The organism is Pseudomonas sp. CNPSo 3701, assembly GCF_028674975.1.
GTDB lineage: Bacteria > Pseudomonadota > Gammaproteobacteria > Pseudomonadales > Pseudomonadaceae > Aquipseudomonas > Aquipseudomonas straminea.
Genome location: NZ_JAQZSI010000010.1, coordinates 1 through 13,835 on the forward strand (window position 1 = coordinate 1; position 13,835 = coordinate 13,835).

The 13,835-nt window shown below is 61.8% G+C and carries 14 protein-coding genes; 7 read left to right on the forward strand and 7 right to left on the reverse strand.

Going from position 1 to position 13,835, the window contains the following annotated elements; translation table 11 throughout:
* Nucleotides 1-123: 123 nt before the first annotated feature.
* Nucleotides 124-1,323: a tyrosine--tRNA ligase gene (tyrS, locus tag PVA39_RS22470; protein WP_274126034.1), complete on the reverse strand. Its 1,200-nt coding sequence runs from the start codon at nucleotides 1,321-1,323 to the stop codon at nucleotides 124-126.
* Between the two features lie 210 nt (nucleotides 1,324-1,533).
* Between tyrS and PVA39_RS22475 the strand changes: the two genes are divergently transcribed.
* Complete coding sequence (locus PVA39_RS22475) at nucleotides 1,534-2,949, forward strand: peptidoglycan DD-metalloendopeptidase family protein (protein ID WP_274125950.1); 1,416 nt, start codon at nucleotides 1,534-1,536, stop codon at nucleotides 2,947-2,949.
* Between the two features lie 4 nt (nucleotides 2,950-2,953).
* Complete coding sequence (locus tag PVA39_RS22480) at nucleotides 2,954-4,042, forward strand: anhydro-N-acetylmuramic acid kinase (RefSeq protein WP_274125951.1); 1,089 nt, start codon at nucleotides 2,954-2,956, stop codon at nucleotides 4,040-4,042.
* A 57-nt stretch (nucleotides 4,043-4,099) separates the two neighbouring features.
* On the opposite strand, the gene erpA is transcribed toward PVA39_RS22480, so the two are convergent.
* The 3 genes from erpA to PVA39_RS22495 all read right to left on the reverse strand — a co-directional run bounded on the left by erpA (nucleotide 4,100) and on the right by PVA39_RS22495 (nucleotide 5,682).
* Nucleotides 4,100-4,453, reverse strand: a complete 354-nt coding sequence (gene erpA, locus PVA39_RS22485; protein WP_013789740.1) for an iron-sulfur cluster insertion protein ErpA — start codon at nucleotides 4,451-4,453, stop codon at nucleotides 4,100-4,102.
* Nucleotides 4,454-4,529: 76 nt separating this feature from the next.
* A complete protein-coding gene (locus PVA39_RS22490; protein ID WP_274125952.1) occupies nucleotides 4,530-4,940 on the reverse strand; it encodes a bactofilin family protein in 411 nt (136 codons plus the stop codon).
* A gap of 13 nt (nucleotides 4,941-4,953) precedes the next feature.
* Complete coding sequence (locus PVA39_RS22495; RefSeq protein ID WP_274125953.1) at nucleotides 4,954-5,682, reverse strand: DUF6776 family protein; 729 nt, start codon at nucleotides 5,680-5,682, stop codon at nucleotides 4,954-4,956.
* 200 nt (nucleotides 5,683-5,882) lie between these two features.
* Between PVA39_RS22495 and hemJ the strand changes: the two genes are divergently transcribed.
* From hemJ to PVA39_RS22510, 3 genes are all read left to right on the forward strand, one after another.
* The gene (gene hemJ / locus PVA39_RS22500) at nucleotides 5,883-6,308 is read left to right on the forward strand and encodes a protoporphyrinogen oxidase HemJ (protein WP_093507334.1); all 426 of its coding nucleotides are present in this window, start codon (nucleotides 5,883-5,885) and stop codon (nucleotides 6,306-6,308) included.
* Nucleotides 6,309-6,444: 136 nt separating this feature from the next.
* Entirely contained in the window at nucleotides 6,445-7,434 is a 990-nt protein-coding gene (locus PVA39_RS22505; protein WP_274125954.1) for a DUF805 domain-containing protein, read from the forward strand.
* 107 nt (nucleotides 7,435-7,541) lie between these two features.
* Nucleotides 7,542-8,330: an SDR family NAD(P)-dependent oxidoreductase gene (locus tag PVA39_RS22510; RefSeq protein ID WP_093507330.1), complete on the forward strand. Its 789-nt coding sequence runs from the start codon at nucleotides 7,542-7,544 to the stop codon at nucleotides 8,328-8,330.
* Nucleotide 8,331: 1 nt separating this feature from the next.
* Here the strand turns inward: PVA39_RS22510 and PVA39_RS22515 are convergent, their stop codons facing one another.
* Nucleotides 8,332-9,813 carry an AAA family ATPase gene (locus tag PVA39_RS22515; protein ID WP_274125955.1) on the reverse strand — a complete coding sequence of 494 codons (1,482 nt, stop codon included), beginning with the start codon at nucleotides 9,811-9,813 and terminating at the stop codon, nucleotides 8,332-8,334.
* 173 nt (nucleotides 9,814-9,986) lie between these two features.
* Between PVA39_RS22515 and coq7 the strand changes: the two genes are divergently transcribed.
* Entirely contained in the window at nucleotides 9,987-10,634 is a 648-nt protein-coding gene (gene coq7, locus PVA39_RS22520; RefSeq protein ID WP_093507326.1) for a 2-polyprenyl-3-methyl-6-methoxy-1,4-benzoquinone monooxygenase, read from the forward strand.
* A gap of 40 nt (nucleotides 10,635-10,674) precedes the next feature.
* Here the strand turns inward: coq7 and PVA39_RS22525 are convergent, their stop codons facing one another.
* On the reverse strand, nucleotides 10,675-11,100 hold the full coding sequence (locus PVA39_RS22525) for an OsmC family protein (protein WP_013789732.1): 426 nt from the start codon (nucleotides 11,098-11,100) through the stop codon (nucleotides 10,675-10,677).
* Nucleotides 11,101-11,414: 314 nt separating this feature from the next.
* Here PVA39_RS22525 and crp point away from each other — a divergent pair, with 314 nt between their 5' ends.
* Nucleotides 11,415-12,059 (forward strand): cAMP-activated global transcriptional regulator CRP, encoded by a 645-nt coding sequence (gene crp / locus PVA39_RS22530; RefSeq protein WP_013789731.1) that lies wholly within the window; start codon nucleotides 11,415-11,417, stop codon nucleotides 12,057-12,059.
* 35 nt (nucleotides 12,060-12,094) lie between these two features.
* Here the strand turns inward: crp and PVA39_RS22535 are convergent, their stop codons facing one another.
* Complete coding sequence (locus PVA39_RS22535; protein WP_274125957.1) at nucleotides 12,095-13,831, reverse strand: PTS fructose-like transporter subunit IIB; 1,737 nt, start codon at nucleotides 13,829-13,831, stop codon at nucleotides 12,095-12,097.
* Nucleotides 13,832-13,835: the final 4 nt, after the last annotated feature.

Consider the following 13,835-nt stretch of genomic DNA (forward strand, 5'->3'; position numbering starts at 1 on the left):
GTCCGTGCAACCTTTATTTTCGTCTAACTCGTTGATCTACAAGGAGTTTTCAGATCAGACTGCGCCGGAAGTGGTGCGCATTATAGGCCCCTCGAAACTCAGGTCAAGGGGTTATTTACGCTTTTATTCAGTTTTCAGCGTAACCCGCGCGAAAGCCTTCTTGCCGGCCTGGCAAACGTGGGTAGCGCCCAGCTTGAATACGAAGCTGCGATCAACCACCTGACCATCCACACGCACACCGCCGGAGCCGAGGAGATCACGCGCGACCGCCGCGTTCTTCACCAGGCCTGCTTTATTAAGCAGCGCGGCGATCGGCATATCGTCTCCAGCGGCCAGCTCGACCTCTGGCAGATCTTCAGGCAGCTCGCCATCCTTCATACGATTACCGGCAGAACGGTGGGCTGTAGTCGCCGCCTCTTCGCCATGGAAACGCGCGACGATTTCTTCGGCCAGCTTGATCTTGATATCACGCGGGTTCGCGCCAGCTTCCACGTCCTTCTTGAATTGATCGATCTCGTCCATGGTGCGGAAGCTGAGCAATTCGAAGTAACGCCACATCAGCGCATCCGGCATGGACACCAACTTGTTGTACATCACGCCAGGCGCTTCCTGGATGCCTATATAGTTGCCCAGGGATTTGGACATCTTCTTCACGCCATCCAGACCTTCGAGCAGCGGCATGGTGACGACGCACTGGGAAGACTGGCCATAAGCACGCTGAAGCTCACGCCCCATCAGCAGATTGAATTTCTGGTCGGTGCCGCCGAGCTCGACATCGGCGCGCAGCGCCACGGAGTCGTAGCCCTGTACGAGCGGGTAAAGGAACTCGTGGATGGCGATCGGCTGGTTGCCGGTGTAGCGCTTCTCGAAGTCATCGCGCTCGAGCATGCGCGCCACGGTGTACTGAGAGGCCAAGCGAATGAAGTCGGCCGGCGTCAGCTCGTTGATCCAGGTGGAGTTGAAGGCAACCTCGGTCTTGGCCGGATCGAGGATCTTGAATACCTGAGCCTTGTAGGTCTCGGCGTTCTCCAGTACCTGCTCACGGGTCAGCGGTGGGCGCGTGGCGCTCTTGCCGCTAGGGTCACCGATCATGCCGGTGAAGTCGCCGATCAGGAAGATCACCTGATGCCCCAGATCCTGAAACTGGCGCAGCTTATTAATAAGCACAGTGTGCCCCAGGTGCAGGTCTGGAGCAGTCGGGTCGAAGCCTGCCTTGATACGCAGCGGCTCGCCGCGCTTGAGCTTTTCGACCAGCTCAGCTTCAACAAGGACTTCTTCTGCACCGCGCTTGATTAGCGCGAGCTGCTCTTCAACCGACTTCATAGGACTCACAGCCACCAGGTTCAAAGGGGAGCCAACCATACAAGATCGCCAACAAATGACAAGTTTTGCCCTGCATCGCACATAACGGGCGCCGGCCATCACCTATAGGGTTGCCTCGATGTAGATTTGGTTATATTTTATACAGTTACTGCATATTCATCAGTATCTTCTTTTTCCTCTTCATCTTTTCACTTCACAAAAAGCAGCCCTATGACCTCTACAACTAAAGCGCCGCCGCTCTATCCAAAGACACACATCATCGCAGCCAGCGGCGTCGCCGCCCTTCTAAGTCTCGCTCTTCTGGTGTTTCCCTCCCGCGAAGTAGAAGCAAAGAAAACCTTTCTCAACCTGGACATGGACAACGGTTCCGAACAAGTCCAGCAGAATCTCCCCATCAATCAGGCAGGCGCCGACGCTCAGGTAGAAGCCGACTCACCGTTCGCACAGATAGAAGGTAGCGACGATTCGCAGAATGCCGAGATCGATGCCGACCCCGAAGTTGCCGAGCAGGAGCCTGAGGACCCACGCAACAAGACAGTCACCGTGGCCAATGGCGACACCCTCTCCACGGTCTTCAGCAAGGTCGGCCTGCCCGCCAACACCGTGCATGACGTGATCAACAGCAGCAAGGAAGCCAGCCAGCTGAGCCGCCTCAAGGTCGGCCAGGAGCTGCAGTTTCAACTGAACGAGGACGGCCAGCTGGAAAGCCTGCACAGCCAGCTCAGCGACCTGGAAAGCATCAGCCTCAGCAAGACCGACAGCGGCTATGACTTCAAGCGCGAGATGGTCAAACCGGACGTGCACGAATCCTACGCCCATGGTGTGATCAACAGCTCGCTGTTCGTGGCTGCCAAGCGCGCCGGCCTGTCCCACAATCTGACCATGGACCTGGCCAACATCTTCGGCTACGACATCGACTTCGCCATGGATATTCGTGAAGGCGACGAATTCGAAGTCATCTACCAGAACAAGAAGGTTGGCGACAGATCGGTCGGCACCGGCAACATTCTCTCCGCGCGCTTCACCAACCGCGGCAAGACCTACACTGCGGTCCGCTATACCGACAAGCAAGGCAACGTCAGCTATTACGATGCCGACGGCAACAGCATGCGCAAGGCCTTCATCCGTACGCCGGTAGATTTCGCGCGCATCAGCTCGCGCTTCTCCAACGGCCGCAAGCACCCGATTCTCAACAAGATCCGCGCTCACAAGGGTGTCGATTACGCCGCGCCGCGCGGAACGCCAATCAAGGCTGCCGGTGATGGCAAAGTCATCCTCGCTGGCCGCAAAGGCGGCTACGGCAACACCATCGTATTGCAGCACGGCAGCCGCTACCGCACCCTCTATGCACACATGCAGGGCTTCGCCAAGGGCGTACGCACCGGCGGTACCGTCAAGCAGGGCCAGATCATCGGTTACATCGGCACCACCGGCCTGTCGACTGGCCCGCACCTGCACTACGAATTCCAGGTCAATGGTACCCACGTCGACCCGCTGAGCCAGAAGCTGCCCATGTCCGATCCGATCGCCCGCCAGGAGAAGCAGCGTTTCCTGCAGACGAGCAAGCCGCTCATGGCACGCATGGATCAGGAAAAAGCCACCATGCTCGCCCTCAACAAGCGCTGATCCCATGCTGTATCTCGGCGTGATGTCCGGTACCAGTCTCGACGGGCTGGACATTGCCCTTATCGAGCAAGGCGAGCGCACCCGATTGCTCGCCCACCACTACCAAGCCCTTCCCGACGATCTTCGCCAGCAGCTGCTCGACTTGTGCAGCTCTGGTGCGGATGAGCTCGCCCGCGCGGCACTCGCCGAGCAAGCCTGGGCAAGACTGGTCGCCGAGGGCGTCAACAGCCTGCTGCGCGAGCAGAACCTGCAGCCAGACGCAATTCGCGCCATCGGCAGCCACGGCCAGACCGTCCGCCACGAGCCAGCGCGCGGTTTCACCATCCAGATCGGCAACCCAGCCCTGCTGGCCGAACTGACCGGCATCACCGTGGTGGCCGACTTCCGCCGCCGTGACGTGGCAGCTGGCGGCCAGGGTGCGCCGCTGGTGCCGTCCTTCCATGAAGCGCTGTTTGCCAGCCCCGGCTCGGCCCGAGCGATTCTCAACGTCGGCGGCTTCAGCAATCTCAGCCTGCTGGAACAAGGCAAGCCGGCCAAGGGCTTCGACTGCGGGCCGGGTAACGTGTTGATGGATGCGTGGATTCACCACCACCTCGGCAAGAGTTATGACAAGGATGGTGCCTGGGCTGCCAGCGGCACCGTGCAACCCGAACTGCTGAAAGCGCTGCTGGCGGACCCGTTCTTCCAGACCACCGGACCTAAGAGCACCGGGCGCGAGCTGTTCAACCTGCCTTGGCTGTTGCAGCAGCTGGCCACACAGCCGGCCTATCAGCCACAGGATGTTCAGGCCACCTTGCTGGAGGTTACGGCTACCAGCATCGTCAGCTCACTGCTGCAGGCACAGCCGGATTGCAGCCAACTGCTGGTCTGCGGCGGCGGCGCCCACAACAAGGCACTGCTGGAACGCCTGCAAGCGCTGCTACCCGCGAGTGAGGTGAGCCGCACCGACGATCACGGCGTTCCCGCTGATTGGGTGGAGGCCATGGCGTTTGCCTGGCTGGCCCACTGCTGCCTCAACGGCATCCCCGCCAACCGGCCGGAGGTCACTGGCGCCAAAGGCCTGCGAGTGCTCGGCGCCATCTACCCGGCCTGAACAACGCCCAAACAAAAACGCCGCGCAGATGCGCGGCGTTTTCATATGACTCAGGGCTCAGATCGAGAACGACGAACCGCAACCGCAGGTGGTGGTCGCATTGGGGTTCTTGATCACGAAGCGCGAGCCTTCCAGGCCCTCCTGATAATCCACTTCCGCACCGACCAGGTACTGGAAGCTCATCGGGTCGACGACCAGGCTGACGCCCTCGCGCTCGACGATGGTGTCGTCATCGGCTACTTCTTCATCGAAGGTGAAGCCGTACTGGAAGCCCGAGCAACCGCCGCCCGTGACGAACACGCGCAACTTCAGGCGCGGGTTGCCCTCTTCATCAACCAGGCTCTTCACCTTGCTGGCTGCACCCTGCGTGAACTGCATCGCAGCGGCAGGGGTGAAGGTTTCGACGCTCATGTTCTATCTCCCGGCGCCAGGCGCCAATACTGCATGGTAGCGCTGTATTATCCGCTTACCCTACAAAACTGGTCAACTATTGAGCGTCATCCACGCGCTCGGGCAGCTCAAGTGGTCGTTCCTGCTCCTTGATCGGGCGCAGGCCGCCTTCGACCTGAGCGCCCATGGCCATTTCCATCAGGCCATAGTAGAGATTGCCGCGAACCCGGGCCTTGGCACCCAGCTCGACATGCTGGCTGGCGTAGACATCGCCAACGATCTCGCCATCGATCACTACATGGGGTGCGCGCACCTCGCCTTCAACCTGCCCTTCGGCGCTGACCCGCACCAAACCCTGCTCGGTGAGAAGGTCGCCAAGCACCTTGCCATCGATCTGCACCGCGCCCTGGAACTCCAAGTTGCCGCGAAACACCGCACCCGCAGCGATCAGGCTGGTCTTGCCCGTGAAGCGCTGCATGTCTGCCTTTTCCTTGCCTTTATTCCACATGGCGAACCATCACCTATCCGTCAGTCCAATCGATGTGACGCTCGACGGCTTTTCCACCCTCGACATCAGCCTTGATACGTATGCGCTTGGGTACGAAGCCCGCGGGAATTCGCAGTTCCCCCAGACGGCCGCCGTCGGGAATCGCCTGCAAATGCTTGAATGCGAAAGGAATCGCCTTGTCGGTTGAGCCTTCCGGCAGATCACCACTGAGCTGATTCAGTGGCAGGCTCTTCACCTTACCGTTCAGGCTGCCTTCCAGCTGCACGTTCAAACGCCCCTGCAGGGGTTTGTCATCCTTGCCGATGCGGCTGAGCATGAGCTTGAAACGATAGACGCCCGCAGACTCGCCTGGGTGGATATCGAAACTACGGATCAGCAGGCCATTGACCTTGCTGTCCGGAGCCAGCACGCCCTTGTAGAAAGCCAGCTCCTGTTGCTGTTTGAAGTTCTGTTCTTCCAAGAGCTTGATGGTCTGGCGGCTCTGTTCGTTGGACTGATGCGCCAGTTGCTCGCCGCTGCTGGCGACGGCCACGCGCTGGCGCAGTTCGTCGAGCTCGCGCGCCTGCTCATCGGCCTGCACCTGCATCTGCTCGAATGTCTCGGTCCGCTGCTCGGAAGACCTGGCCTGCCACTCACTGCCCGCATAGAAGGCGGCCGGCACCGCTAGGAGCAGCACCACCAGCACAACCCGCAGGCGCCGCTCCTGTGCCCGATTGCTGGGGCGAACCTCCCAACCCGACATCAGCGTAGGTGCCCGGGCACACTGCAAGCGCCCGCAGGCGTTGCCATCGTAAACAAGGGAGAAACGTGCATCGGGTGCCTCGAAAACAGTCGTCAAAGATCTGGATGATAAGGCTCACCCCGCCTGCGGCCAACCGTCTTGATGACTATTGAGATCACGGGCACTAGTATCGCAAGCCCCATCCGAGAAAAGGAACGGCAATGCTTTATTTGTGGCTCAAAGCCCTGCACATCGTCGCCATGGTCTGCTGGTTCGCCGGTCTCTTCTACCTGCCACGACTGTTCGTTTACCACGCCATGAGCGAGGACGAAGCAAGCCGCGAGCGTTTCAGCATCATGGAGCGCAAACTCTATCGGGGCATCATGACACCGGCGATGATCGCCACGCTGGTATTCGGCGTCGGCCTCTTGATGCTGGCGCCCGCCTGGATGAGCCAGGGCTGGATGCATGCCAAGCTGGCCCTGGTGATCCTCCTGGTCGGTTACCACCACACGTGCGGCGCCATGTACAAACGCCTGGCCCGCGGCGAGAACAAGCGTAGCCACGTGTTCTATCGCTGGTTCAACGAGGTGCCGGTGCTGATCCTGATCGCCGTCGTCATTCTGGTCGTGGTCAAGCCATTCTGATCCGCCGATAAGTCCTCGCTCGCAAGCTGAGAACCACCGCTCAGCCACATCGAAAATCGCCTCGCCGCCACTTGCCGAACGAATGGCGGCGGGATAGCTTCGGCGACCACTATTGTGCCTGCAGGCAAGGACGCGCATGAGCCAGATTCGCTACAAGATCGTTTTCGATGGAAGCCTGATGCCAGGCAACTCGCTAGACGAGGTCAAAGCCAACCTAGCCAGCCTGTTCAAGAGCGACAGCGCGCGCATCGACGCCCTGTTCGGTCGCGGCCCGGTAGCTATCAAACGTGACCTGGATGAAGCCCAGGCCGAGCAGTATCTCAATGTTCTGCAACGTGCCGGTGCCCGCGCTCGCAAGGAGCCGGATCTTACCGCCGCGCTGAGCCTGGTCGAAACCGATGAAGAAAAGGCCGTCAAGGCGGAACAGACGCAGCCGCCACAAACCTCGATGACCTGTCCCAAATGTGGTCACACCCAACAGACCGCAGCAGAGTGCTCGGCGTGTGGTGTAATCATCGAGAAATACTTGGCCCGCCAGGCGGCCGTTGCAGAAACGAGTGCACAGCGGCCAGCGCCGGTTGCTGCCGCTCAGCCACAGACGCCCTACTCGCCGCCCCGCGCGGATATCGATCCTTACGCTGGCCAGGTTGGTGAGCTGAAGATCAATTCGTTCAAAGGTCGTATCGGCCGCATGCGTTACCTGGCCTGGTCACTGGGGCTGCTGTTCGGATTTATTGCCCTCATGGCCGTACTTTCAGCGCTCACGACCGTGGCAGAAACCCTGAGCAGCATCCTGGCGATCGTCGCCTTCATTGGCCTGCTGGTGCTCAGTGCGCAGATCGGCGTGCAACGCCTGCACGACATGGGCTGGTCCGGCTGGTTGTGGCTGCTCAATGTGGTACCGCTTATCAGCAGCGTATTCTGGATCGTCATGATGGTGGTGCCAGGCCCTGCCGGCAGCAACCGCTACGGTCCGCCGCCACCGCCCAACAGCCTGGGCGTGAATCTGGTCGCCGGTATCTTTCTGATTCTGCTCATCGGCGGTCTGCTGATGATCTTCCTCAGCGGTTTCGCCATGCTCGCCGTGTTCGGTGGCTTGTTCGGGGAACTGCTCAAAGGCAGCTGATCGGCTGCCGGGCGGTTTATTTCCTTCGAAGCGCCTGCGATTGCAGCGCCGACAGGTCAGTTGCGGATAGGCTATGCACCTGAACTGTACGGTGTTTGGAGAACCTCATGTCACGTTATGCCCTGGTTACCGGTGCCTCGAGTGGCATCGGCCTGGCGCTGGCCGAAGCGCTGGCCCGCCGCGGGCGTAATCTGATCCTCGTGGCGCGCAAGCGCGATGCGCTGGAAAGCATCGCCTACGAGTTGACCCAACGCTTTTCCGTGGACGTGCTGTTTCGCGTCTGCGACCTCAGCGAACCCCTACAACTCTCCGGGCTGCTCCACGAGCTGGAGCAGAACGGCCAAGTCATCGAGCTGCTGGTGAATAACGCGGGTATCGGTAGCGGCGGCGCCTTCGTCGCGCAGGACTGGCGCCGCGAACAGCAGTTGCTGGAACTCAACGTTTTGGCCCTGGCGCGGCTTTGCCATGCCATCGGCACGGTGATGGCAGCGCGCGGCCATGGGCAGATTCTCAATATCGCCTCGGTCGCTGCCTTCCAGCCCGGCCCTTGGATGAGCAGCTATTACGCCAGCAAAGCCTACGTGCTGCATTTCTCCGAAGGTCTACGCGAGGAGCTGCGCCCGCATGGCGTGAAGGTCTCGGTACTCTGTCCGGGCCCGACCCACAGCGCCTTCTTTCGCAATGCGCAGCTCGACGCCTCGTCGCTCGAGCACGGCAAGCTGATGCTCAGCGCCGAAGAGGTGGCATTGATCGCCGTCCGAGGCCTGGAGCGCAATCGCGCGATCATCGTGCCCGGTTGGCGCAATCGCCTGCTGACGATGGCGCCGCGGCTGTTCCCGCGTTGGCTGGTGCGCCGCATCGCAGCGCGCCTCAATCGCCGCTTTGGCCGCGCCTGACTCAGTTGGCGCTGACCGTCCGCCCGCGCGCCCAGGCCCGCAGTTCGGCGAGGCGTTCGGCCATGATCACCGATAGCGGCGAGGTGGCCTGAATGCCGCGCAGCAGGGTGCCGGTATCGACCGACTGCTGCTGCGCCTGGGCGGCATACAGGGCACTGACCACCACCTGCTCGATCTCGGCGCCGGAAAATCCCTCGGACGCCACCGCCAGCTGCGCCAGATCGAAGGCCGAAGGCTCCAGCTCGCGGCGCTGCAGGTGGATACGGAAAATCTCGGCGCGGATGTCGGCCTCCGGCAGATCGACAAAGAACAGCTCGTCGAAACGACCCTTGCGCACCAGCTCCGGTGGCAAACGATCGATCACGTTGGCGGTGGCGACCATGAACACCGAGGACTTGCGCTCGGCCATCCAGGTCAGCAGCGTACCTAGTACGCGCTGGCTGACGCCGCCGTCCTGATCACCACTGGCCAGGCCCTTTTCGATCTCATCGACCCAAAGCACGCACGGCGACATCTGCTCGGCCAGCGCCAGCGCCTCACGCAGGTTGCGCTCGGTCTCACCGAAGAACTTGTTGTACAGGCAGCCAAAATCCAGACGCAGTAGCGGTAGCCCCCACAAGCCGGCGACTGCCTTGGCGGCCAGGCTCTTGCCTGAGCCCTGCACGCCGACCAGCAGCACACCCTTGGGAATATCCACGCCTTCGCCGGCGAAGAAGATGCGCTGCCGCTCGCCCAGCCAGCGCTTGAGGTTGGCCAGCCCACCAATATCGGCAAAACGCGCCGTATCGTGTTCGTAGCTGAGCACGCCGTCGAGATCGAGCAACTCGAACTTGGCCTTGTTCAACTCCGGCAGGTCTTCCTGGGTGATGGCGCCGTCGTCGCAGATCAGGTTGCGCGCCAGCAGCCGCGCTTCCGCGTGGCTCATGCCACGCAGGTTCTTGACCACCTGCTGCAGGGTGCGGTTGTCGGTACGCACCCGGCGATTGCGGTTGCGCTCGCTCCAGCGCGCCGCCTCCTCGCGCACGATGGCCAGCAGCTCGTCTTCCCCTGGCAGCGCCACGTTGAAGCGCGCCGCGTAACGCTGCACCTCCGGCGGCAACCTGCAGGCATGGGACACCAGTACCAGGGTCGGCGCATGGGCACCGTCGGCCATGGCCACTTCCTTGAGCAGGCGCACCAGTTTGGGGTTGTCGTCGAGAAACGGATGCAGGTCGCACATCACGTAGAGACTGGCCTGCGGATCGGCCTTGATCAGCCGCAACGCTGCCTCGGGCTCGTGGCTGCTGCCATCGGCGAAGGCCTCGCCGGCGATGTCGCCGCGCCGCAAGCCCTCGGTGATCGACCAGGTGAACAGGCTCAGGCCGCGACGTACCGCCAGGCCGGTGAGGGTTTCCAGCACCCGCCGCTCGTCCCAGGACTCGATCAGCACCAGCTTGACCTTGGAATCAAGTACCAGCCCCAGATCGTGAATGTCGTTCTTCACAGCAACTCCTTATGCCCAAGCGGCAGCCAATAGTCCTGCCAACCACCCGCTGCGAGCAATAGGCGAATGCCGGCAGATAGAAGGGCCGCACAGTTGCGGCGAAAAGACGCTCCAAGCCGTGTACGGGCGGTTTGCGGTAAACTGCCCACTCATGTCATCGCCGGAGAGACCTCATGGCCAACGACCGCCAGTATTCGCCCGTCGACCGCCTGCTGCTGCAGGCCGATATGGCACTGCGCACGCTGCTGCCCTTCAGCGGCCAACCCTCGCGCCCGTCGCCTGCCATCGTCGAACAGGAAGCTGAGCTCGATACCCAGCAGACCCGTCATATCGCCGGGCTGATGCGCATCAACCACACCGGCGAGGTGTGCGCCCAGGCGCTGTATCAGGGCCAGGCGCTGACCGCCAGGCTGCCGCGCGTACGCGAAGCCATGGAGCATGCGGCCGATGAGGAAATCGATCACCTGGCCTGGTGCGAGCAACGCATCCGCCAGCTGGGTAGCCACCCCAGCGTGCTGAATCCGCTGTTCTACGGGTTGTCGTTCGGCGTAGGGGCGGTGGCCGGCTTGGTCAGCGACCGGGTCAGTCTCGGCTTCGTGGCCGCGACCGAGGATCAGGTGGTCAAGCACCTAGACGAACATCTGGAACAGATCCCCGAGCAGGACAACAAGTCCAGGGCCATTCTGGAGCAGATGCGCAGCGATGAGCTGGAGCACGCCAACAGTGCGCTGGATGCCGGCGGCGTGCGCTTCCCCGCTCCGGTCAAGCTGGGCATGACGCTGCTGTCCAAGGTCATGACCAAAACCACCTACCGCATCTGAAGCGGTCGATCACAGGGCGACGTTAAGTCGCCCTGTTCATTCAGGCGCCTAGTTCGACGATTTCGTAATCGTGGGTGATTTCCACGCCGGCCCGGCCGAGCATGATCGATGCCGAGCAGTACTTGTCTGCCGACAGTTCCACCGCGCGCTTGACCTGGGCTTCCTTCAACCCGCGACCCTTTACCACAAAATGCAAGTGGATCTTGGTGAAGACCTTGGGGTCTTCTGACGCGCGCTCCGCCTCCAGAAAGGCTTCGCAGCTCTCGACCGGCTGACGGGATTTCTTGAGGATGCTCACCACGTCGAAGTTGCTGCAGCCACCCAGGCCGATCAATAGCATTTCCATAGGGCGCACGCCCAAGTTGCGGCCGCCGCTCTCGGGTGGCCCGTCCATCACGACGGCATGACCGCTGCCCGACTCGCCAAGAAACAGCGCTTCACCGGCCCATTGAACGCGAGCTTTCATCGTTGCAGCTCCTCATATGCAAAAGGCCGGCAGCTTATCACAGCGCGGCATTTGCACCGCGAGGCACGGATACTGTTAGAGTTCCCACCGTAACGTGCAACACCTCACAAATCGGACCACTGGTCGGCGCTGCCACCGATGATGATGCCGTTTTAGTGGCACAATCCGATGCATGAGGTATGACGACGCTTCTGACTGATAACAACAAGGTAGTCATCCGGGCCGCACTATCAGCGCACCACCTTGCCCCGGAGCAGGACAGCGTCACCGAATTTCGCCTTTCACAGGCCTTCTTCATTTATTGGAATTCAGGCATGGTCGCTATCACGCTTACGCCCAAGGTCAAAAACTTCGACAAGCTGCTGTCCCACTGCCATCGCCGTCGCTATACGGCCAAGAGCACCATCATCTATGCCGGTGACCGCAGCGAAACGCTGTACTTCATCGTCAAGGGCTCGGTCACCATCCTCATCGAGGATGATGACGGCCGCGAGATGATCATCGCCTACCTCAACCCGGGCGACTTCTTCGGTGAGATGGGCCTGTTCTGCAAGGAAGGCGCCGAGAAAGAGCGCAGCGCCTGGGTTCGCGCCAAGACCGAGTGTGAAGTGGCCGAGCTGAGTTATGCCAAGTTCCGCGAACTGACCCAGCAGGACCCGGACATCATGTTCGCCCTGGGCTCGCAGATGGCCGAGCGCCTGCGCAACACCACCCGCAAGGTCGGCGACCTGGCATTCCTGGATGTTACCGGCCGAGTTGCGCGCACCCTGCTCGACCTGTGCAAGCAGCCCGATGCCATGACCCACCCGGACGGCATGCAGATCAAGATCACCCGTCAGGAAATCGGCCGTATCGTCGGTTGCTCGCGGGAAATGGTTGGTCGCGTACTCAAGTCTCTGGAAGAACAGGGCCTGGTGTTCGTGAAAGGCAAGACCATGGTGGTCTTCGGCACGCGCTAAAAAAACGGGGCATCGATCGATGCCCCGTTTCTCTTTCAGGCCTTGGCCGCGACCGCCAGGGTTTCGACTTCAGGCCGCTTGATCAGTGCGTAGACCACGCCGGTCACCAGGCTGCCCGCCACGATCGCCAGCAGATACAGCAACGCATGGTTGATGGCGTTGGGGATCAGCAGCACGAACAAGCCGCCGTGTGGCGCCATCAGCTTGCAGCCAAAGTACATCGACAGTGCACCGGTCAGCGCACCACCGGCGATGCTGGCCGGGATGACGCGCAGCGGATCCTTGGCCGCGAACGGGATGGCCCCCTCGGAAATAAAGCACAGCCCCAACACACCAGCGGCCTTGCCGGCCTCACGCTCGGTCTGGCTGAACTTGCGCCGGGCCAGCACGGTGGCGATGGCCATGCCAATCGGCGGCACCATACCGGCAGCCATGGTCGCGGCCATCGGCGCGTAGCTCTGCGACGCCAGCAGACCAACCGAAAACGCATACGCCGCTTTATTGATCGGCCCACCCAAATCCACGCACATCATGCCGCCGAGCAGCAGCCCGAGCAGGATGGCGTTGGTGGTGCCCATGTTCTGCAGGAAGGATTCCAGCGAGGCCATGATCGCCGCCACCGGCGTGCCGACCACATAGATCATCGCCAGGCCGGTCGCGAGACTGGCAAGCAGCGGAATCAGCAGGATTGGCTTCAGTGCTTCGACGCTCTGCGGCAGGCGCAGCCAGCGGTTCAGCGCCAGCGCCAGGTAACCGGCCAGGAAACCGGCGATGATGCCGCCCAAGAAGCCAGTCCCCAAGGCACTGGCCAGCATGCCGCCGATCATGCCCGGCGCCAGGCCAGGACGGTCGGCAATCGAATAGGCGATGTAACCGGCCAGCACCGGAATCATCAGCGCGAAGGCGGCGTCGCCACCAATCTTCATCAGCGCAGCCGGCAGGGTGCCCGGCTCCTTGAACGCCTCGATGCCAAAGACGAACGACAGGGCGATCAACAAGCCCCCCGCTACGACCATCGGCAGCATGAAGGAAACACCGGTCAGCAGGTGCTTGTAGGGGCCGCTCTTGGTAGCCGGCTTGCCGCTCTCGACGCTCTGCGCCTCTCCCGCGCCCTGTTGCAGAACGCCTTCGGCCAGCGCTTTCTGCAGCGTCTGCTTGGGCTGCTTGAGGGCGATGCCCGTGCCGCAGCGGTAGACTTTCTTGCCGGCGAAGCGGTCGGTTTCCACCTCGATATCGGTGGCCAGCAGCACCACGTCGGCTGCTTTGATGCTCGCCTCGTCGAGCAGATTGCGCGCACCGACCGAGCCGCGGGTCTCGACCTTGAGGTCGTAGCCCAGTTGCTCCGCCGCCTGTTGCAGCGCTTCGGCGGCCATGAAGGTGTGCGCCACACCGGTCGGGCAGGCGGTAATCGCCACCAGCTTCGGCTTGCCGGTGGAGGGCGCGGCTACGGGCGCGACCTGCTCGAGCACCTGCGCCTGTTCGGCGGCGGTGCGCAGGAACTGTTGCGGGTCAGCCAACGCCTCGGACGGCGTGGATTGCACCACACGCTTGCCAACAAAGCGTTGCAAGTCCAGCTCGCCGGTCTTGACCACCAGCACCAGCTCCGCCGCCTCGATGGCCGCCGCGCTCAACGGCGAGCCGATGGCCTTGGCATCATGCACCTCGACCTGGGTGGACCAGCCCAGCCGCTCGGCCGCCGCCTGCAGCAGGCGCGAACACAATACGCTGGTGACCTGACCATTGGGACAGGCAGTAACGATCAGCACATTCATTGCA

Bases quoted from the DNA above. Each gene is read 5' to 3' on its own strand.
- tyrS (WP_274126034.1), bottom strand. From the start codon at position 1,323: ATGAAGTCGGTTGAAGAGCAGCTCGCGCTAATCAAGCGCGGTGCAGAA.
- PVA39_RS22475 (WP_274125950.1), top strand. From the start codon at position 1,534: ATGACCTCTACAACTAAAGCGCCGCCGCTCTATCCAAAGACACACATC.
- PVA39_RS22480 (WP_274125951.1), top strand. From the start codon at position 2,954: ATGCTGTATCTCGGCGTGATGTCCGGTACCAGTCTCGACGGGCTGGAC.
- erpA (WP_013789740.1), bottom strand. From the start codon at position 4,453: ATGAGCGTCGAAACCTTCACCCCTGCCGCTGCGATGCAGTTCACGCAG.
- PVA39_RS22490 (WP_274125952.1), bottom strand. From the start codon at position 4,940: ATGTGGAATAAAGGCAAGGAAAAGGCAGACATGCAGCGCTTCACGGGC.
- PVA39_RS22495 (WP_274125953.1), bottom strand. From the start codon at position 5,682: ATGTCGGGTTGGGAGGTTCGCCCCAGCAATCGGGCACAGGAGCGGCGC.
- hemJ (WP_093507334.1), top strand. From the start codon at position 5,883: ATGCTTTATTTGTGGCTCAAAGCCCTGCACATCGTCGCCATGGTCTGC.
- PVA39_RS22505 (WP_274125954.1), top strand. From the start codon at position 6,445: ATGAGCCAGATTCGCTACAAGATCGTTTTCGATGGAAGCCTGATGCCA.
- PVA39_RS22510 (WP_093507330.1), top strand. From the start codon at position 7,542: ATGTCACGTTATGCCCTGGTTACCGGTGCCTCGAGTGGCATCGGCCTG.
- coq7 (WP_093507326.1), top strand. From the start codon at position 9,987: ATGGCCAACGACCGCCAGTATTCGCCCGTCGACCGCCTGCTGCTGCAG.
- PVA39_RS22525 (WP_013789732.1), bottom strand. From the start codon at position 11,100: ATGAAAGCTCGCGTTCAATGGGCCGGTGAAGCGCTGTTTCTTGGCGAG.
- crp (WP_013789731.1), top strand. From the start codon at position 11,415: ATGGTCGCTATCACGCTTACGCCCAAGGTCAAAAACTTCGACAAGCTG.
- PVA39_RS22535 (WP_274125957.1), bottom strand. From the start codon at position 13,831: ATGAATGTGCTGATCGTTACTGCCTGTCCCAATGGTCAGGTCACCAGC.